General features: G+C 66.8%; 16 protein-coding genes. 6 read left to right on the top strand and 10 right to left on the bottom strand.

Going from position 1 to position 19,718, the window contains the following annotated elements; all coding sequences use genetic code 11:
• Positions 1-8: 8 nt before the first annotated feature.
• A complete protein-coding gene (locus JOE41_RS10000) occupies positions 9-296 on the top strand; it encodes a YciI family protein (RefSeq protein ID WP_011693752.1) in 288 nt (95 codons plus the stop codon).
• Here the strand turns inward: JOE41_RS10000 and JOE41_RS10005 are convergent.
• From JOE41_RS10005 to JOE41_RS10030, 6 genes are all read right to left on the bottom strand, one after another.
• A complete protein-coding gene (locus tag JOE41_RS10005; protein WP_011693753.1) occupies positions 293-1,144 on the bottom strand; it encodes an SGNH/GDSL hydrolase family protein in 852 nt (283 codons plus the stop codon). The two genes, JOE41_RS10000 and JOE41_RS10005, sit on opposite strands and share 4 nt — an antisense overlap.
• 144 nt (positions 1,145-1,288) lie before the next feature.
• Complete coding sequence (locus JOE41_RS10010; protein WP_209752243.1) at positions 1,289-2,329, bottom strand: siderophore-interacting protein; 1,041 nt, start codon at positions 2,327-2,329, stop codon at positions 1,289-1,291.
• Entirely contained in the window at positions 2,326-3,141 is an 816-nt protein-coding gene (locus JOE41_RS10015) for an ABC transporter ATP-binding protein (RefSeq protein WP_011693755.1), read from the bottom strand. Before JOE41_RS10015 ends, JOE41_RS10010 begins: the two co-directional genes overlap by 4 nt.
• 1 nt (position 3,142) lies before the next feature.
• The gene (locus JOE41_RS10020) at positions 3,143-4,150 is read right to left on the bottom strand and encodes an iron chelate uptake ABC transporter family permease subunit (RefSeq protein WP_209753602.1); all 1,008 of its coding nucleotides are present in this window, start codon (positions 4,148-4,150) and stop codon (positions 3,143-3,145) included.
• A 158-nt stretch (positions 4,151-4,308) separates the two neighbouring features.
• The gene (locus tag JOE41_RS10025) at positions 4,309-5,367 is read right to left on the bottom strand and encodes an iron ABC transporter permease (RefSeq protein WP_209752244.1); all 1,059 of its coding nucleotides are present in this window, start codon (positions 5,365-5,367) and stop codon (positions 4,309-4,311) included.
• Between the two features lie 10 nt (positions 5,368-5,377).
• Positions 5,378-6,499 (bottom strand): iron-siderophore ABC transporter substrate-binding protein, encoded by a 1,122-nt coding sequence (locus JOE41_RS10030; protein ID WP_374068694.1) that lies wholly within the window; start codon positions 6,497-6,499, stop codon positions 5,378-5,380.
• Between the two features lie 219 nt (positions 6,500-6,718).
• On the opposite strand from JOE41_RS10030, the gene JOE41_RS10035 reads away from it, so the two are divergent.
• The 3 genes from JOE41_RS10035 (at position 6,719) to JOE41_RS10045 (ending at position 10,101) form a co-directional block, all read left to right on the top strand.
• Entirely contained in the window at positions 6,719-8,704 is a 1,986-nt protein-coding gene (locus JOE41_RS10035) for an MFS transporter (protein ID WP_374068696.1), read from the top strand.
• Positions 8,701-9,258 carry a TetR/AcrR family transcriptional regulator gene (locus JOE41_RS10040; RefSeq protein WP_209752245.1) on the top strand — a complete coding sequence of 186 codons (558 nt, stop codon included), beginning with the start codon at positions 8,701-8,703 and terminating at the stop codon, positions 9,256-9,258. The genes JOE41_RS10035 and JOE41_RS10040 overlap by 4 nt, the downstream gene beginning before the upstream one ends.
• Positions 9,259-9,606: 348 nt before the next feature.
• A complete protein-coding gene (locus JOE41_RS10045; RefSeq protein ID WP_209752246.1) occupies positions 9,607-10,101 on the top strand; it encodes an FBP domain-containing protein in 495 nt (164 codons plus the stop codon).
• Positions 10,102-10,165: 64 nt separating this feature from the next.
• Here JOE41_RS10045 and JOE41_RS10050 read toward each other — a convergent pair whose 3' ends face one another.
• The 4 genes from JOE41_RS10050 to JOE41_RS10065 form a co-directional block, all read right to left on the bottom strand.
• Positions 10,166-10,888, bottom strand: coding sequence for a hypothetical protein (locus JOE41_RS10050; RefSeq protein WP_245200688.1), 723 nt, complete (start codon positions 10,886-10,888; stop codon positions 10,166-10,168).
• Between the two features lie 271 nt (positions 10,889-11,159).
• Positions 11,160-14,624 carry an ATP-binding protein gene (locus tag JOE41_RS10055; RefSeq protein ID WP_209752248.1) on the bottom strand — a complete coding sequence of 1,155 codons (3,465 nt, stop codon included), beginning with the start codon at positions 14,622-14,624 and terminating at the stop codon, positions 11,160-11,162.
• Complete coding sequence (locus tag JOE41_RS10060; RefSeq protein ID WP_011693764.1) at positions 14,621-15,556, bottom strand: DUF4194 domain-containing protein; 936 nt, start codon at positions 15,554-15,556, stop codon at positions 14,621-14,623. Before JOE41_RS10060 ends, JOE41_RS10055 begins: the two co-directional genes overlap by 4 nt.
• A 2-nt stretch (positions 15,557-15,558) precedes the next feature.
• Positions 15,559-17,007 (bottom strand): DUF3375 family protein, encoded by a 1,449-nt coding sequence (locus JOE41_RS10065; RefSeq protein WP_209752249.1) that lies wholly within the window; start codon positions 17,005-17,007, stop codon positions 15,559-15,561.
• Positions 17,008-17,299: 292 nt separating this feature from the next.
• Here JOE41_RS10065 and JOE41_RS10070 point away from each other — a divergent pair, with 292 nt between their 5' ends.
• Positions 17,300-17,602 (top strand): hypothetical protein, encoded by a 303-nt coding sequence (locus JOE41_RS10070; RefSeq protein WP_011693766.1) that lies wholly within the window; start codon positions 17,300-17,302, stop codon positions 17,600-17,602.
• A 64-nt stretch (positions 17,603-17,666) separates the two neighbouring features.
• A complete protein-coding gene (locus JOE41_RS10075) occupies positions 17,667-19,652 on the top strand; it encodes an acyl-CoA dehydrogenase family protein (RefSeq protein WP_209752250.1) in 1,986 nt (661 codons plus the stop codon).
• Positions 19,653-19,718: the final 66 nt, after the last annotated feature.

Genomic DNA, 19,718 nt, shown 5'->3' on the forward strand with positions numbered 1-19,718 from the left:
CTGACCGCATGTACGTAGTCTCCCTGACCTACAAGGTTCCCGAAGAGATCGTCGATTTCCACCTCAAAGCACACGTTGAGTGGTTGCAGGACGCTTTCGACCAGGGCATTTTCATTGTGGCCGGCCGGAAGATTCCCCGCACCGGCGCGTTGTTGCTGTCCAATGCGGACCGGGCAGACCTTGACGCGGCGCTGGTCAAGGACCCCTTCTACACGAACGGCGTGGCGGAGTTCGATGTCGAGGAATTCCACGCCGGCAGGGTGGCCCCCGGTTACGAAAACCTCCTGGACAGCTAGCCCTTCGGGAGATTCGCCTCCGGAGCCTTCTCAAAGAGTTTCTTCAGCCCGCCCTTCCGCGGAACCCTCACGGGCTCCGGCCAGCGCGGGCTAAGGCTGTCCCCCAGGGTCACGCCGCGCAGCTTGCGGCCGAAAAGCGGCAGGACCCAGTCGTGCACCCATCGCCGTTGCCGCTGTTCCCACTCCCGCAGGCTCATTTTGCCCGGCGGCTCCCACTCCAGCGGGCTGATCTTGTGCGGAACACCCAAATGGTCCAGAACCTGGGCGGCGAGGTATTTATGGCCGGCCTTGGACATGTGCAAGCGGTCCGAGTCCCACATCCGCCGGTCATGGAAGGCATCGAAGCACCAGTAGTCGACCAGAACGGCGTTGTACCTGGCGGCGATGTCCCGGACGCGTTGGTTGTAGGCGGTGTTGCGTTTCTTCAACGGCTCAAGGACGGCCGAAACCTTGACGTCGAAACCGGTGAACAACACCAGCGTGGCACCCGTGGCAGCCAGCCGGGCCACGAGGGCCTCGTACTCGGCCATGAGCGCCTCCACATCGGTGCCGAAGTCGAGGATGTCATTGCCGCCGGCATACAGGGTGACCAGCGTTGGCTCCATCGCGAGCGCCGGTTCCAGCTGCTCGTCGATGATGTGGCGGAGCCTCTTGCTGCGGATGGCCAGGTTTGCGTACTCCCACCCGGGTTCGGCTTTGGCCAGCTTCTCAGCCACCCGGTCGGCCCAGCCGCGCACCCCGTTGGGCAGCCGCTTGCTCCGGTCCCCCACGCCCTCGGTGAACGAGTCGCCCAGGGCAACAAACCGCCGTCGCCCATCCCTGTCCGGAAGCAAAGGAAATGAACCCATCCCGGCACCCTACTCATACAAAGAAAAGACAGGGTTAACGGCCGACGACGAGGGGTGAGAGGGACTGGAAAAACCCGCCGGAAGTGGGAGAGCGTTTGGAATACTGTCCGCCGGCGCTGACGGGGCACCAAACCGACAAAAGGCTTACAGCTCCGCTTTGCCCTGCCGCCAGTAGCCCATGAACGCCACCTGTTTGCGGTCGATCCCGACGTCGCGCACCAGGTACCGGCGCATCTCCTTGATGACCCCTGCCTCGCCGGCAATCCAGGCGTAGAAGGGCATGGCTCCAGCGGGCATGCCGGGGTTCTTCGTGGCTGCGATGGCCGCGGTTTCCATCCTCGCGGGCGTCTCCCAGAGGATCTCCTGGTCCACGTCAACATCCTCGGGTTCCGGACCGGCCCCGCCGGACGCGGCCTTGATGCCCACCCAGCCTGGCTCGGGTACGGCGGCGCGGACGGCCGCCTGCAGGAGTTCGCCATGGGGGCGCGATCGACCGATCGAGGCGCCTCGCGCCAGCCAGGTGATTTCGACGTCGGCGTCCGACTTCAGGTCCAGGAAATCGCCGGCTTCGGGGACCTCAAGGAACGCGTGCCCGCTCATGTAAGGCGGGAGGCTTTCCAGGATGGCGCTGATGGCAGGGACAGCGGTTTCGTCGCCTGCGAGGAGCACGCGCTGGGCCAGTCCGGGACGCCATTCGATGCCTGAGTAGATCTCGGCCGTAACGCAGTGCGCCGCGCGGTTGTTGGGTCCGATGAGGGTGAGGGCGTCCCCGGGCTTAGCGTTCAGTGCCCAGTTTGCCGCGGGACCGCCGTTGCCCGCCGAGTCAAAGTGCATCACGAAGTCCACATCGATCTCGGGGTAGACGGCATCGAGCCGTTCCTGCCGGACGGTGTAAGTGCGCATGGAGCCGCGGGTCGCCGGGTCCATGGCCAGCCATTCCCGGTACCAGCCGGACTGCTCCGTCTGGAAAACAGGCAGCGGCAGCCGGGTGCCGTCCTCGGCAAGGGAAGGGATCATCAGCTTCACGCGAAGGTCCAAGGTTCCGCCATGGACGCCGAAGTCACGCAGCGAATACCCGCCGAATGTGATGCGGCGGAAGTTTGGGCTGAGTTCCTGCACGGCGGTGACGGTCACGTCGAAGGCCAGGGTCATGGGTTCGGTACCGGCAATGTCGCGGGTCTTCATGAAACGAACTCCAGTTCAGTTGCAGTGGTGTGGTGCCGGCCGAGCGGAATGATCAGCGGCGTGCCGGAAACGGGGTCGGAAAGTACCCGGGAGTCCAAACCGAAAACGTCCCGGACCAGGTCCTCAGTGACCACGTCGGTGGACGCGCCCTCGGCCACGATCCGGCCGCCCTTCATGGCGATCACGTGGTCCGCATACCGTGCCGCGAGGTTCAGGTCGTGCAGGACGATGGCCACGGTGGTGCCGCGCGTGCGGTTGAGGTCGGTGACCAGGTCCAGCACTTCCACCTGGTGGGCGAGGTCCAGGTAGGTGGTGGGTTCGTCCAGGAGCAGCACGTCAGTTTCCTGGGCGAGCGCCATCGCGATCCAGACGCGCTGGCGCTGGCCGCCGGACAGTTCGTCCACGTTGCGCCCGGCGAGTTCCAGCGTTTCGGTGGCCTCCAGCGCGCGCTGCACCGCGGCGTCGTCGTCCGTTGACCAGCTGCGAAAGAAGCCCTGGTGCGGGTACCGCCCGCGTCCCACCAGGTCGCGGACCATGATGCCGTCCGGCGCAGTGGGATGCTGCGGCAGGAGGCCCAGGGTCCGGGCGACGTCCCGGGCCGAGCGGGTGTGGATGTCCTTGCCGTCCAGCGCCACGGTCCCGGCCGCAGGCTTCAGCAGCCGGGACAGTCCGCGGAGCAGGGTGGACTTCCCGCACGCGTTCGCGCCCACGATCATGGTCACCTTGCCCTCGGGGATCTCCGCCTGCAGCCCTTCCACAACTGTGCGCTGGGCGTATTTGAGGGTGAGGTCCGTGGCGCGCAGAACAGCCATCTCAGGCATCCTTTCGGTTGGAGGTGACCAGCAGCCACAGCAGGAACGGGGCGCCCAGGGCGCCGGTGACCACGCCGACCGGCAGGACGGTGCCGTCCAGCAGCAGGGGCGCGATGTTCGCGGCGAAGTAGTCCGCCGCCAGTACTATCAGCACCCCGGCGAGGGCCGACGCCGGGAGGCTGGCTTTTGCGGTGAAGCGTCGGGCGATGGGCCCGGCCAGGAAGGCGACGAACGCGACAGGGCCGGCCGCCGCCGTCGCCACCGCCGCGAGGGCCACGGCGACGACCACGACGGCCAGCCGCGTGAAGCCGACCCTGATGCCGAGCCCGGCGGCGGCGTCATCGCCCAGTTCCAGGATGCGCAAGGGGCCGGAGAGTGCGGCTGCCGCAGGGATGAGGACCAGCAGCGCGAGGGCAAGGACGCCGGCGCGGTCCCAGCTGGCGGAATTGAGGGAGCCGTTAAGCCACACCAGGGCGTCGGCCGCCGTGCGGATGTCCGCCCGGGTCATGAGGAAGCTGACCACGGCGTGGAGGGCGGCGGCGATGCCCACGCCCGCCAGGATCAGCCGGCTGCCGGCCGCATTGCCGCTGTTTCCGCCGCCGGACCCCAGGGACCCGCCGCGGGAGATGGCGTAGATGAGCGCGGCAACCCCCAGCGCACCGGCGAGGGCGGCACCGGAGACCACGGCCCCGGACGCTCCGAAAACAACGATTGCCGTGACGGCGGCGGCGCTGGCACCGTAGCTGATGCCGATGACGTCCGGGCTGGCCAGCGGATTGCGGAGCATCGTCTGGAAGAGGGCGCCGGCAAGGCCGAACGCGGCACCGATCATGGTGCCGATCACGGCGCGGGGAAGCTTGTTTTCCATAACGATGAAGCTTGCGCCGGGGATCTTCTGGCCGCCGGTGAGGTGGGCGAGCAGGATTTTGAAGAAGTCGGGGATCGTGACGGTGTAGCTGCCCAGCAGAACGCTGACGGCGAAGAGGACCACGACGGCGAACGCCAGCATGGCGGTCCGGTTCAGGCCGTTGCGGTGCCCCTTACCAGCGGGAACGGGCAGATATGGCCCTGGTTTCGCGGTTTTGAGGGCATCAACTGCCCGTTCGCGCCCGGCACCGGGGGCGTTGTCTCCCAGTTCGCGCCCGACGTGGGCGAGGTCTGCCTTGCTCACAGTCCGGCCCCCTTCCCGCGGCGGACCAGCCACACGAAGACCGGCGCGCCAACCAGGGCCGTCATGATTCCCGCCGGGACTTCACCGGGCAAAAGGACAACCCGGCCGAGAATGTCCGCGGACAGCAGGAGCACCGGCGCCAGGACGAGCGAAAAGGGCAGGATCCAGCGGTAGTCGGGTCCGGTCAGGAAGCGGACGGCGTGCGGAATGACGAGCCCCACAAAGCCGATGGGCCCGGCGAGGGCGGTGGCTGACCCGCACAGCAACACGATGCCCAAGGCAGTCACACCGCGGACCAGCCCCACCCGCTGGCCGAGTCCGCGCGCAATGTCATCGCCCAGTGCCAGGCTGTTGAGGATGCGGCCGGTAGCCAGCACGATGACCGCGCCGAGAATAAGGAACGGCACGCCGGGCAGCACCACGGACCAGTCGCGCCCGGCAATTCCGCCCACCTGCCAGAACCGGAACCGGTCCAGCGTGTCCTGGCTCGAAACCAGGATGACGTTCATCAACGAGTACAGCCCGGCGCTGAGGGCGGCGCCCGCCAGGGCGAGTTTCACCGGCGTCGCGCCTTCCCTGCCCAGCGAGGCGACGAGGTAAACGACGGCGGCAGCCGCCGCGGCGCCGATGAAGGCGAACCAGATGTATCCGGCCAGGGAAGAGATCCCGAAAACGTAGATTCCGGTGACCACGGCCAGCGCGGCGCCGGCGTTGACACCCATGATGCCGGGGTCGGCCAGCGGGTTGCGGGCCACGCCCTGCATGGCGGCGCCGGCCAGGCCGAGGGCACCGCCGGCGAGGAGTCCCAGGACGGTGCGCGGGATGCGTGCATGGACCACCGCGTGGTCGCCGTCGGCGGGATCGAACCGGATGAGCGCCTGCCACACGGTGTCGAGGGGAAGCCCGCGGGCGCCGACGGCCAGCGAAACTGCGGAAAAAAGGGCAAGTACGACGACGGCGGTAATCAGCCACGCGGCCCGCTTGCGTGCGGCGGGGCGGACGGAAGGCGGACTTAACGCGCCGCCCCGGCCCGCCGTCGTCGTACTTGGTGTCATGGTGAGATGCCTACTTCACTGCGTCCGCTGCGCTGGCCAGCTGGGGCAGGAAGGTGTCCAGCGACCACGGCAGGCTCAGGGGCGACGACGCCGAGATGGACAGCGTGAGCGTGTTGTCCGAGTCGGCAACCAGTGCGCCGTTCTTGATGGCCGGGATCTGGCCCAGCAGGGGATCGGCCTTGATGGAATCGGTGGTGCCGGAGTCAGGAACCCAGGTCACGAAGATGTCCGATTCGAGTTCGTTGGCCTTTTCGGCGGACCACGGGATGAAGAACTCCTTGGAGCCCTTCGAGTTTTCCTCCACAACCGGGGCGAGCTTCATGCCGATCTCCGAGAGGAAGCGCGGACGGTTATCGTTCCCGGTGTAGACGTTCACGCCGTCGCTCTTGGCGGGCTCCAAGTTGCCGTAGATGAAGCTCTTGTCGGCCAGCTGCGGATACTTGGAAACCTTGTCCTTGATGGTGGCTTCGGTGTCCGAGATCAGTTTGGTGGCCTCGGTTTCCTTGCCCAGTGCCTTGCCGATGATGCTGGTGGAGTCCTGCCAGGAGGTGCCGTAGGCGATCTCCGGGTGGGCGACCACCGGGGCGATCTCGCTGAGCTTCTTGTAGTCCTCTTCCGTCAGGCCCGAGTAGGCGCCCAAGATGACGTCCGGGTTGAGCTTGGCGATTTCGGTGAAGTTGATGCCGTCCGCCTCGGAGAACTGGACCGGCGCCTTTTCCGTGCCGAAGCCGGCACCCAGCTCTTCCAGCTTGGCGTCCTTCCACGGCGTGGAGCCCTTGTCGTTGCCGCCCCATTCGTTCTTGGGTACGCCCACGGGGACAACGCCCAGGGCGAGTGCGACGTCGTCGTTGACCCAGGAAACCGTGACCACGCGCTGCGGCTGGGACTCGATGGTGGTCTCGCCGAAGACGTGCTTGATGGTGACGGGGAACTGCGAGCTGCCGGACTGGCTGGCCGTCGCCGTGCCGGTGCCGGATGCCGCCGGACCGGTGGAGCAGGCAGTCAGCGAGAGGGCTGCTGCTGCCAGGACGGCCGCTGCCTTGCCGGCGGTCTTGAGCAGCATGCGGCGGGACGGACCGGCGGCGAATCCGCTGCGGCCGGCGCCGAGGCCGGAGAAGAGGGGGGAAGTCACGGAACTCCTTAGGGTCAATGATGCGAACCTAAGTAAGGCTAGCCTACCCTTCTGTGAATTACGGAAGGTTTGCGTAACGTAATTGTCTCAATCAGGCCTGCCTGCCTGGTTGGTCGGCTGCCGCGGACCAAAAGTGAGGCTTCACACGCCCGAATTCGTTGGGTGCGCGGGGTGAACAGTGGTTCACTTGAAGGGACAGTAAACGCGCGTTCACCCCTTGTGGCCGCCTCACGCCCAGAAGGTCCCGCCCTGATGCCCCCATCCCGCAATAGATCCATGTCCCCCGGTGCCATCACGGCAGTCCTTGCGCTGAGCGGCACGGTGGTGGCGCTGATGCAGACCCTCGTGGTGCCGCTCCTTCCGGATTTCCCCGGAATCCTCGGCGTTACGGCCGACGACGCGTCCTGGCTGGTCACCGCCACGCTGCTCTCCAGCGCCGTGGCCACCCCGATCGTGTCCCGCAGCGCGGACATGTACGGCAAACGGAAAATGATGGTGATCTGCCTCGCCATCATGGTTGCCGGCTCCATCGTGGCCGCGGTGGGGGGAAGCTTCCTCTGGCTTATCGTCGGCCGGGCACTGCAGGGGTTCTCCTCGGCCTTGATTCCCGTAGGCATCAGCATCATGCGCGACGAACTGCCCAAGGAAAAGATGGGATCCGCCGTAGCCCTGATGAGCGCCACGCTGGGCATCGGCAGCGCACTGGGCCTCCCGCTGGCCGGGCTGCTTTACGAAAGCCTGGGCTGGGAGTCCATCTTCTGGGTTTCCGGTGGCGCCGGCACGCTGCTGCTCGCTGCCGTCGTCCTGGTGGTTCCCGAATCCAAGGTGCGCACACCGGGCCGCTTCGACTACCTCGGCGCAGTGATTCTTTCCGCGGCACTGGCAGCGCTGCTCCTGGGCATTTCCAAGGGCGGATCGTGGGGCTGGAGTTCCGAACCGGTGCTGCTTCTGTTCCTCGCCGCCGCCATCCTCCTGGCCGCCTGGCTGCCCTACGAGCTGAAGGTCAGCCAGCCGATGGTGGACCTCCGCACCTCCGGCCGGCGCCCTGTCCTCCTGACCAACCTGGCATCCCTGCTGGTGGGTTTCGCCATGTTCGCCAACATGCTGCTGACCACCCAGCAGCTCCAACTGCCCACCTCCACCGGCTACGGTTTCCAGCTCAGCGTGATCACCGCCGGCCTCTGCATGGTTCCATCCGGCCTGGCCATGGTGGTCTTCGCTCCCGTTTCCGGCGGCATCATCCGGCGGTTCGGCGGGAAGACTGCGCTGATCTCGGGCGCGGCGGTCATGGTGGTGGGGTACGTTGGCCGCGTCTTCTTCTGGGATTCCATTGCCTCGGTGATCATCGGCTCCACGGTGGTCAGCATCGGCACCGCCATCGCCTACGCCGCGATGCCCACCCTGATCATGGGCGCCGTGCCCATCACCGAAACAGCCTCGGCCAACGGCCTCAACAGCCTGGTGCGGTCCATTGGAACCTCGACGTCGAGTGCAGCAGTCGCCGCCGTCCTCACCTCAGTGACCATTACCGTGGGATCCGCCCGGCTGCCGTCCTTCGAGGCATTCAAGGACGTCTTCTGGATGGCCGCCCTGGCGTCCGCGGCCTCCATGGTGGCTGCCGTGTTCATCCCGCGGGCCGCGGCCGCAGCCAAGGCGGCCCTCCCTGCGCCGGCCGCCACCGAACTGGTGGTGCAGGGGCGCGTCCTGACGGCCGACCGCCGCCCGGTCACTCCCGCCGTCGTCACCGTCCTGCAGACAAGCGGCGAACCGGTGGACTGGAGCCGGGTGGACAGCGATGGCAACTATTCCGTGGCACTGCCCGGGGCGGGAACATATCTGATGGTGGCCAACGCCGCCGGCTGGGCGCCGATGGCAGAGGTGTTCGACTTCGACGGCCGCACGCTCCAGCAGAACTTCCACCTGGAAAACCGCCTGGAACTGGCCGGAACCGCCACGGTGGGAGGCACGGCCCTCACGGACGCGGTGGTCACCCTGTTGCAGGCCTCCGGCGAACACGTGGCGACAGTCCGCACCGATTCGGAGGGACGCTATTCACTGCCGCTGCCCTTGGCCGGGCGCTACATCGTGACCCTGCTGAACCCGGCGACCCACCAGGCCATCGCCCGGAAGCTGGCCGTGGACAACCGGTCGGTGACCGCGGACCTGGCGATGGACGCCCCGGCCGGACAGCTGGTGGACGCGTGAGCGCGGCCGTGGTGTCCAGCCGCGACGCCGTCCTGGATTCGGCCGGCAGGCTGTTCGGCGAGCGCGGCTACCGCGGCGTGACGGTCCGCGACATCGCCTCTGACGCCGGCGTCTCAGCAGCCCTGGTGATGAAGCTTTTCGGCTCCAAGGAAAAACTGTTTGCCGCCGCCAAACCGGACGAGTCGCTGCTGTCCGATCTCGACGTCCCGGCCGCCGAGCTCGGCGCGACACTGGTGTTCCGTGTCCTGATGCGCCGGGAACGCGGGCTGAAAGAGCCGTGGGCCATGCTCCCGTTCACCATACAGGACTCCCCGACGCCCGACGCCGCCCGCGCAGAAACGCGCGAACGGTACCTCACCGCCATGGCCACGCACCTGGAGGATACGACGCCGGACCGGCGTTACGCATCCACCGTCGTCGCGCTCATGACCGGTTTTGGCGAAGCGGTAAGGACTCTCGGCATGTTCGACGACTGGGACTTCGACGACCTGGTGGCCCACTACGGGGCCATCGTGCAGGCACAGGTCGACGCGTGCGGCGAGACCCGCCCCTAACGCTCTCTCACTTCCGGCCGCAGCCTGCGGTTGCCGACGCGTTGCGCATTTGGGAGGATGGCGGGGCGGGCCGCTGGCGCCCGGCAATCAGGCGGTCCGGATCGGACTGCCTGCACAACGAGGGGAATGAGCATGCCGAAGACCGTCGAGGTCATCGCAGCCGCGGGAAGCGGGGCGGCCGGAATGGCCTGCTTTGCGGCCACGGCGACGTCAGCCTTCCCGCGCCGGACCTGCCCCTAGCCGTCCGACAGGTATCTTCCTTCATTGGGCTCCTGGTGCGCCCGGAATCAGCTGACAAGAGACTGCTATTCCCCCTTGGGGACCCTACGTTTTCGAAAGCTCATTGTCATGCAGAAAATCACTGCCCAGCAGATCCGTTCGTCCTTCATCAATGCCAGCCGTTCCGAGGCGGCCAAGCTCACCCTGCCCCGGGAGTTCGACTCCCTGGACTGGGACAGCCTGGACTTTTTGGGGTGGCGGGACGCCAAGATGCCGCTCCGCGGCTACCTCGTAGTCCCGGGCCCCTCGGGGTTGACCGGAATCATGCTCCGCGCTCCCGAGGGCGGATCCAAGAAGAGCCGGTCCGTACTATGCGAACTGTGCCGCGACGTGTTCTCCAGGGACGACGTCCTGTTGTGGGTTGCCAAACGCGCCGGCCAGTCGGGCCGGAACGGCAACACCATAGGGACGCTGATCTGCGCCGATTTCCTGTGCAGCGGGAACGTGCGCGTGGAACCGCCGGCCAATGAGATCAACCCGGACCCGGCCGCCGTCGTTCTTCGGCAGATCGACGGACTGACAGCGCGGACGGAACTGTTCATCAACCGGGTCCAAGGACGCTAGGGCTGTCGGGGCGGGGGCGGGCACGTTCCCGCCCGGCCGACAGGGTAGCGCCGGCCCGGAGAAGTCAGCTGTACGAAATGCTCAACAACAGCGCTTTGAGTGCCTGCCCCTCGGCCCCTGCCAGCCACGACTTTGCCGCCTCGTCGCTGGCGAACGGCTTCTCGATGAACCGGACGTCGGCCACCAGGACCTCTTCGCCGATGCGGATGATCCCGTCAACCCGGGAGCCCTCACCGGCCGCGGGCGTCCCGGCCGTCAGGTGCATGCGGTACGTCGGGCTGCCATCCATCCTGTCCACATAGAAGGAATAGTGGGCGGCGGGAGCAGGTTGCCTGCTGAGGCCGGGAACTGGTTCGGACTCGAAGACTGTCCGGTTGACCGGATGGCTAACAGCATCAGCCATCTGTCCGGAATACACGGTGACCTGCTCCGTACCGCTCGCATCGAAGACGGTCGCCGTTCGGGACAGGGACGGCTCCCCCGCCCCGGTGAACAGTTCCACCCGCCAGTCCGCCGGGTAATTAAAAGACAGGCGCCCGTCCGGGAATGTGTACGTCGCGATGCCGGCGGAAACCTGAGCGGACGACGACGGCTGGGCACCGCTCGTCGTCGGGCCCGCCGTAGCGGGTGCGGATGTTGCGCCTGCCGACTCCGAGGAGGTGCCGATGCCCGACGGCGATGCGCCGCCGGAGGAAGCCGCGGGGACGGCCGCCCCGCAGCCGGCCAGGCTGAGGGCTGCGGCGGTCGCGAGGGCGGCGATGAAGGGGACGCGACGTGCGGAATGCATGATGGTGCCTTTCACGAAGAGGCCGTCAGCTCGGTGGGGCTGGCTTCCGGTCCCGCCGCGATGGCAGTGGCTCGTGATGACCCTGATGGAGCATGTGGCGATGTGTTGTGCACTACAGAATCGCACGCAGGGACAGTGCACCTCCATACCGCTGCGAATAAATCCATCGATTTGTTATAAATGTCCGAACACGTCACGACGGACGAAAAGTGCGAGAGCGTCCGTAAAAAACCCGCAGGAAGTGAGAGAGCGTCCTGTTAGGCGGCCGGAGTTAGCGCAGGACGATATCCACCGGGTTCGCCTCGGACCTCCACTGGCCTTCAGCACCCGCCCGCGGCCCGATCACGGGAGCCGTGAGGACTCCGGAGCGGTTGGTGCGCTTGTCCCGCAGGATTTCCGTGACGGAGCCCAGGTGCTTGGACAGGTCAATCACATTCTCCGGAGCGGCCAGGAGCAGCTGGAAGCCGAATTCATGCAGCGCCTTGATGCCCGCACCGGCGAATTCCTCCGAGGCAAGGACAAACGCCTCGTCCATCATCACGGTGCCGTAGGTGGTGAAGCCCTGCTCCGCGATGCCCAGCTGATAGCTCAGCGCCGCGGCCATGATGAACGCCGTGAACCGCTGCCGCTCGCCGCCGGACATGGAACCCGTATCCGCGTGCATGAACACGTCCGTCCGCTTGCCGCCGCGCGGACCAAGTACTTCGCGGTGCTCCTTGCACTGGATGAACAGGTGCCCGCGCACATCCAGCACCTCGGCCCGCCAGCGCCGGTCCTCCGGCGTCTGCGACCCCAGTCGCTTCACGAGCGTTTCCAGCGACTTGTAGCGGTTGGTGAGCTCGGCGTCGTCGTCCGTTTCGGCGCCGGCAGCTGTCGCTCCCGCAGCGCGCGAGGGCCGCGTGTGACGCGTCCTGAGCGCATTCTGGATGGCGTCCTTGAACTGCTTCGCGGTGGGCGGCAGGGTCTGTTTGATGTCGAGTTCCAGGAAGCTGCCCTCGTGGAAGTTGACCTCGGACAGGATGCCGTTCAGGGGCAGGATGCGGCTGGTAATGGACCGGCGTTCCTCGTCCAGCAGGTGCAGCAGGGTGCTGAACGATTCGTGCGTGCGCTGGTTGAAGAACTGCCGGAACTCGGCTTCCTGCGCGGGCAGGCCGTCGCTGACGATCGCATGGTACCGGGCTTCGAACTCCCCGGCGGCGCCGATCGAGGTGCCGTGGTCCGCGGAGATCGCCGTGCCCCATTCGCGGACGAATCCTTCGAAGATACGGGTGAGGCGCTCCGAGGTGGCCTGGCCGCGGGACTCTGCAGCGTGCAGTTCTGCGAGGAGCCGGGTCCGGACCTGGTGGGCCAGGTTGTCCAGCTCATGCATTTCCGCGACGTCGTCCACGCCGCCGAAGTCGGCACAATATTGTTCCAGCGCGGCGACGGTGGCGTCCGACGGCGGTGCCTGGCGCAGACGGGTGCGCGCGGCTTCCAGCAGCGAATCCGCCGCGGTGAGCTGGTGGTCCAGCGCCTTGTATTCGCTTTGCAGGACCGCTGCGGCCTCGGTGCTGGACTGGTGCTTCTGCCGGGCCGCCTCGATGTTGGCGCGCAACGGCTCCAGGTCGGCCTGGGCGGCGAGGGCATCCTTGAGCCGCTGCTCGATCTTCCCGAGCTCGTCCTCCGCGACAGCCGCGGAAACCTGCTCCCAGGGCCGGTTGTCCTCGGCGATCCGGCGTAGGGCCTCCAGCTGGCGGGTCATTCCCTGGTGCGACTCCTCGCGGCTTTGCGCGAGTTCGGCGGCCTTCGCCAGTTCCTGCTGCAGGTCCTCCACCTGTGCAGCCACCAGCTCGAGCTTCGAGGCGTTGTCGAAGCCCAGGACGTAGTCCTGCCTGCTGGCAAAGCGGTCGTCCTTCTCCACCGTGTGGCGGTTGCGCTTGACCACGCCGCCCAGGCTCAGGCCTTTGTCCAGCGCAGCGAGTTCGTCCGGGTCCTCGACGCATGGGTAGGCGAAGTCGACCGCGATCCGCTCGCGGATCCACTGCCCGGCGTCGGCCGCCGGCCCGGTGGTGAGGATGTCAAGCTTGGTCAGCAGATCGCCGTCGGCCGCGTTTTCAACGGCCAGCGCGCCGCCAGCGAGCGGCTTGGACACGTCCACGGCACGGAGCGCGCCGCGGACGGAGTTGTGGTTCAGGTAGCGGGTGACGGCGGCGAAGTGCTCGCCGGGAACCAGCAGCGTGGTGGCCAGGTTGCGCAGCGCGCGTTCAGCGGCGGGCCGCCATTGTTCCTCCCCTTCGGCGACGTCGATCAGTTCGCCGCCGAACGGCATCTGCTCCTCCGGCACGCCGGTTGCCGCCGCGATGGCGGTCCGGTTTTCGATGCTCGACGGCGGGAGCAGGGACTTGCGCGTCTTCAGCGAGACGAGTTCCTGCTGGGCCGCCGCAAGCTCACGTTTCTTCGTGGCGTGGCCGTCGAATGCCTCGAAGCGCAGCTCTTTGAGCGCCTCGGAGTCATCCTGCAGTTCCGCCGAGCGGTCGGCTGCGTGGGTGTGCGCCTGTTCCCAGCCCTCGGCCGACCACTCGAGCTTCAGCCCGGCATCGGCCAACGCCTGCCGCGCGGCTTCCTCCACCTGCTGGCGGAGCTTGAGTCCCACCCGGGCATTCTCCAGCGACTGCTCGATCGCCGAGATCGCGTTGCCGCCCTGGTTGTTATAGTCCGCCTCGAGCTGGCGCAGGTCCTTCGCCAGGCCGTCCCGGACCGCGCGCTCCGCGGCAAGGTCCTTAGCCTTGGCCCGGGCGAGGTCCTTGTAACGGACCAGGGTCTTTTCGTGGACCGTCACCGCGAGCTGCTGCTTGTAGGCATCGAATTCTTCACCGGCGAGTTCCCGCAGGCGGTTCGCATCCAGGAGGGACTGCGCGTATTCCTTGTTGAGGCCCGGAACCGGAGCCAGCTGGTCGCGCTGCTGCCGCACGTCCTCCAGCCGCTGCCGGATGGACATCAGGTTGCTGAATTCCTCGACGACGTCATCCGCTGCGGACAGCGTGGCGGGAGCATCAAGCACCTGGTCCCGGAAGAAGGTGTTGACGCTGCCGCCGAGGCCCTTGCCGGCCTGGATCACCCGGAGCAACGGCAGGGCCTGGTCCGAATTGATGCCCAGCAGGCGCCGGAACCGCTCGGCAAACGCCTTGTGCACGTCGAAGACCTGCGCGTCCGGGAAGATCGTGTCCAGCGCAGCCTTCGTGAAGCGCTTCTCGGCGATGCCCTCGATCGCCGCAAGGTCCAGCGGCTTGTTGTCGATCAGGTAATACCGGCCGACACTCGACTCCGTGCCGTTCTTGGGCAGGTCGAAGAGCGCCGACACCGTCACCTTCGTGCCGGCCGCGTTGTCGAACGTGAGGGCGACGGCGGACCACGTGGCGCCGGGGCGCTGGAAGGCACTGGCAGAGCCCTCACCCACAGCCTTGTCGCCCACCTTGCCGCGCATGTACGTGAACGTTGTCCGCTTGTCCTCCACAGCGCCGGAGCGCTGCGCCGCGGCCTCGTTGGAGCGCGGCCGCGCATCGAACACACGCAGCATCGCGTCAAACAGCGTGGACTTGCCCACTCCGGAGTTGCCCGTCAGCAGGGTGCCGTTACGGTCCACGTGCATCGTGTGGGCGCCATGGAACGTGCCCCAGTTGACCACCTGCACCAGCGCGAGACGCATCTGGCCGGGGTTGGTGAGCTCGCCCATCGGCAGCATGGTTGCGATGCTCACTTGGCGTTCCCTTCCTCGTGGTCGCCTGTCGCGGCGCCACCGGACACATGCTCTGCATGCTCGCTCGTTCCTCGCTTAGACGCATGCTGCCGCATGTCCCCGGCGTCGTCGCTGCTGTCAGTCACCGAATCGTCGTCTTCCGTGCCGTCATCCGAGCGAACGGGGTTCTCCCGGTCCAGTTCCAAAAGGGGTTCTGTACCTGCGGGGTCTGCTGTTGCCGCCACGAGCGCTTCTATGTGCGCGGGGATGTCGCCGATGTTTTCGAAGGGGAGGGCCAGGGGGAGTGCGTTGGAGATGGTGTAGACGTCCTCGAGGCCGGTGGTGATGAGGAGTTGGCGGGCCAGGAGCTTGGTGATGGCGCGGTTCACGACGTCGGAATCCCGCAGCGCGTCCTGCTGGCCGGACGGCTGGTAGTGGGCCACCAGCTCGGCGATTTCTTCCTTCGTGATCGTGGGATCCGTCTGGGCCGTGACGTGGCGGTCCAGCAGGAGCCGCAGGCGCAGCAGCACGATGGTTTCCACCCGGCTGAGCGCACGCTGCTGGCGCAGGATGCTGGAGCGGGTGCTGCCGCCGATGGCCTCGGGATCCACCGGACGCAGCACTGCCACCTTCCGTTCGTGGTCGAGCTGCAGCGTCAGGAACAGCTCGGACAGCCGGCTGCGCAGGATCAGCTGGTTGTCCAGAAGCGTAGTCCAGAGTTTCTCATCCCGGCCGCCGTCGATGTACGGGCCCTTCAGCAGCTTCACCAGGGCCTGGCGGACCTTCATCGGCAGCACGCCGGTGTCGCCCGGGAACAGCGCCGCACCGTCGACAAAGGTGTCCTTGGGCGTTACCGCGAAAGGGGCGCCGTGGATGTGTTCGGGCGCCGGTCGCACGTCCGGGGTCTCACCGTCGACGCCGGCGTCCGCCGTCGTCGTCATCTCGTCAGTCATCGTCAATCCTTCTTGAGGGTGACCACCGGCAGGAATGCCTTGCGGGTGGTTCCGTCTATCTGTTCGAAGTCGATGGCGTCCCAGCCTGCGCGGTCGAAGCCGGCGCCGTCGTGCAGGGCCTGGGACAGCAGCGCGCGGATGGAGTTGATGTGGCGTTCCTCCGGCGGAAGCTGCTCCCATGCCTCCGGCAGGGTGGCCGCTCCGGCGACCGCGGCGCGGATGGCCGCCGGCTTGGCCTTCCCGGTGCGCGGCGAGCGCACGCGGTCCGAGTCGCTGAAGGCTATGGGGTCGGCAAGTTTGGGCGGCGCCGCGAACTCGTCGGGGTCGAAGAGCTTGACCATCGACAAGGATTCGAAACCCGCGTTAAAGAGCACAGGTCCGGGCACCAGGCCGGGGCGTTCACGTTCGTAGGGCAGCGAACGGATGGCCTGTTCAGCCTCCCGGAGCACCTTCCGCAGCCGCACGGACTGGCGGAAATCGTCGCTCTGGACGTAGGTGTTGAGGCTTTCGCTCAGCTTGCCGTAGATCCGCTGGATCTGGCCGTGCTGCGTCCGGAGCTCAGCCACCAGGTTCTTCAGCGTCTCGCGGTCCTCATGGCTGAGGTCGTCCGCGAACTGGCGGCTGAGCACCTCCCCGATCGCGGACCGGAATCGCAGTTGCTGCTGCGGGTCCTCGAGGAATGCCGTAAATGACCGGAACGTCCTGCCTTCAGGACTCTGCCTGAGCCGCTTGTCCGCCTCCAGCACCTGTGCCATGGTGGCGCCCTTGCTGAGGGACTCCTCGATGATCTGGTTGCGGAGCTCGCCCACCAGTTCTTCGATCCGGTCACGCATCTTCTTGTAGTCCGCCGGCAGGCTGGCGGCGAGGTCCAGGATGTTTCCTGCGGCCTCCACCGCTTCGTCATCGTCCAGCAAGCCGTCGAAGTCCCCGGAGCTGATGTCCTCGATGAGCTGCTGCCGCTCCTCGATCTCGTCCTCGAGCGACTCCAGCCGGGCGCTCTGGTCCGGGTTGGTCTCATTGGCAAGTTTCTCGACGTCGCCCAGCAGCGTCCCCAGCCGGGAACCGTTCAGCGTGGAGCGTTCGCTGGAGAGGCTGTCCAGGAAGGCGAGGACGCGGGCCGCAGGCTCGGTGACTTCGTAGACGATCTGACCCGACTGGTTACGGCGGGTCAGGAAGTTCTTACGGGTCCATTCGTCGCCGAAGGACTTCCCGTTGGCCATTCCGCCCAGTCCGGGGTCCTGGCGGCGGAGCTGCTCAAGGAAGGCATCGACGTCGGCATGGAACTCTTCCAGCGGAAGCTGCGGACGGGTTCGGGTGAAGGAAGCCTGCAGGACGGCGATGACCCACGGCGCGGACCGGGTGAGCGCCCAGGCAGGTCCCTTGGTGAGGAGTTCGAGGTCCCGGAGCCGGGCGCTGATCGCGTCCGCGGAGGACGGGGCGGATCGGGACACACACTCTCCTTCAGCTGCCACAGGACTCGTCGGGCAGCGGAAAACCCGAAAACTGCCAACTACAAGGTTAACGCAGTGCCCCGGCCGGCAGGTCCGGCGCACTTCGTGGGCAGCTCTCCTGTTACGCGTGTTACTGGTGGGGTTTCAGTGACCGCGCCGTGACCTACGCACCGGTAGCATTTCGATCCCGTATCAACCCCTCCGCCACGGCGTGCTGAGTCTGGCTGACGGCGGCGCCCGCACCCTACGCTCGTCCTACTTGATCCATCCAGGCAGTGACGCAGGGGGAAACATGCAGTTCGATCTCAGTGCAGTTGAAACAGGCACGTTCGTGTTCATCGGAACGCTGGTGTTTGGAATGCTGATCGTGGGCTTCATGATGACGGCCGGATTCCTGGCCATGGTGCTCGTGGGGGTGGGCCGGTTCGCCTGGTTCATCATTGCCGGCACCCTGGTGGGATTGGTCCACGGCATCAACCACTTGTGGGACCGAATGGTGCACCATGCCTCCACCGTGGAACTCCCCGGCGACTTTCAGGGGCAGCCTGCCCCTAGCACGGGAACTTACCCGCGGGTAGCATTGAGGGACAGCTGAAGGGTTCTCCACCCGAGGCGGACCCAGGGCTCGAGCCGGCCACCCCGGTTAGAGGAGATGCCCCGTGAGCTCTGCCACTGACAGTCCAGCCGCCGATGTTCCCGTAGCGCCCGACAAGATCGGGCCGGAAGCCACCGAGGCCGACGCCCGGGCCATCACCGAGGCCGCCCGCGAAACCTCCTGGGACCGGCCCAGCTTCGCCAAGGGCTTGTACCTGGGCAGCTTCGATCTCTCACTGATCCATCCCTGGCCCGAGGCCAGGGCCGAGGACGTGGAACGCGGCGAAGAGTTCATGGCCCGCCTCACCGCCTACTCCAGGACCATGTCCGGCCGGGTGATCGAGCGGAACGCCAAAATCCCGGACGAATACATCGCAGGCCTGGCAGGGCTGGGCGTCTTCGGCATGAAGATCCCCCGCGAGTATGGCGGCCTGGGCCTCTCCCTCGTGTACTACGGCCGCGCGCTGGCCCTGCTGGGTTCGGTGCACCCGAGCCTCGGGGCGCTGCTCTCCGCACACCAGTCCATCGGCGTCCCTGAGCCTGTCAAGGTGTTCGGCACTGCGGAACAGAAGCAGGAGTACCTTCCCCGCTGCGCCGCCGGCGCCATCACGGCATTCCTGCTGACGGAACCCGACGTCGGGAGCGACCCCGCCCGGATGGGCAGCACTGCAGTTCCCACGGACGACGGCGACTTTTACATCCTGGACGGCGTCAAACTGTGGACCACCAACGGCGTGATCGCCGAACTGGTGGTGGTCATGGCCTTGGTCCCGGAGCATAGGGATTCGGACGGCACCGTCCACAAAGGCGGCATCAGCGCCTTCGTGGTGGAAATGGATTCCCCCGGCATCACGGTGGAAAACCGCAATGCCTTTATGGGGTTGCGCGGCATCGAAAACGGGGTGACGCGCTTCCACCAGGTGCGGGTACCCGCGGCCAACCGGCTCGGGCGGGAAGGCCAGGGCCTAAAGATCGCCCTCACCACCCTTAACACGGGAAGGCTTTCCATTCCGGCCCTCTGTGTGGCATCCGGCCGGTGGAGCCTGAAGATCGCCCGTGAATGGTCCAACGCACGCACCCAGTGGGGCCGGCCAGTGGGCAAGCACGAGGCAGTGGGCAAGAAGATCGCTTTCATTGCAGCGAGCGCCTTCGCCCTGGACGCCGTGTTTGAACTGTCCGCCGAAATGGCCGACGCGGGCCAGAAGGACGTCCGGATCGAGGCCGCCCTCGCCAAGCTCTGGTCCACGGAGATCAGCTGCCGGATAGCTGACGAGCTGGTCCAGATCCGCGGCGGACGCGGCTTCGAGACGGCGGATTCGCTGGAGGCGCGCGGCGAGCGCGCCGTGCCGGCCGAGCAGCAGCTCAGGGACCTCCGGATCAACCGCATCTTCGAGGGGTCCTCGGAAATCATGAGGCTCCTGATTGCCCGTGAGGCAGTGGACGCGCACCTCGCCGCCGCCGGGGACCTTGCCTCCGCGGATGCCAGCCTGTCCGACAAGGCGAGGGCCGCCGTCGGCGCTTCAGGTTTCTACGCGAAGTGGCTGCCCAAGCTGGTGGCTGGCGCCGGGATGGACCCGCGGTCCTACACGGAGTTCGGCCGGCTGGCGAAGCAGCTGCGTTTCGTGGAGCGGTCCTCGCGGCGGCTGGCCCGCCAGACGTTTTACGGGATGGGACGGTGGCAGGCCAAGCTGGAGCACAAGCAGGCCTTCCTGGGCCGGATCGTTGACATCGGGGCCGAGCTGTTCGCCATGGCGGCCTGCTGTTCGCGGGCTGAAGGCATGCTCCACACTGCGCCCGAGCAGGCCGCCACCGCCTATGAACTCGCCGAAGCGTACTGCGAACAGGCACGGGTCCGCGTTGACGAGTACTTCGACCAGCTCTGGCGGAATACGGACGACGCCGATCGCGCGCTCACGGAGAGGGTTCTCGCCGGCGACTACACCTGGCTGGAGGCGGGGGTCCTGGACCAGTCCGAAGGCACCGGGCCATGGATCGCCGATGCGTCTCCCCGGGCATCCGTGAAGGAGAACCTGCACCGCAAATACCGCTGATTTACGCTGGTTTTCGGACCGCCCCAGATGCTAAGCATCCTTGCTACCACCGGTGTGCCGTGGTTA

This window comes from Arthrobacter sp. PvP103, from assembly GCF_017833075.1.
In the GTDB taxonomy this organism is placed as follows: Bacteria; Actinomycetota; Actinomycetes; order Actinomycetales; family Micrococcaceae; genus Arthrobacter.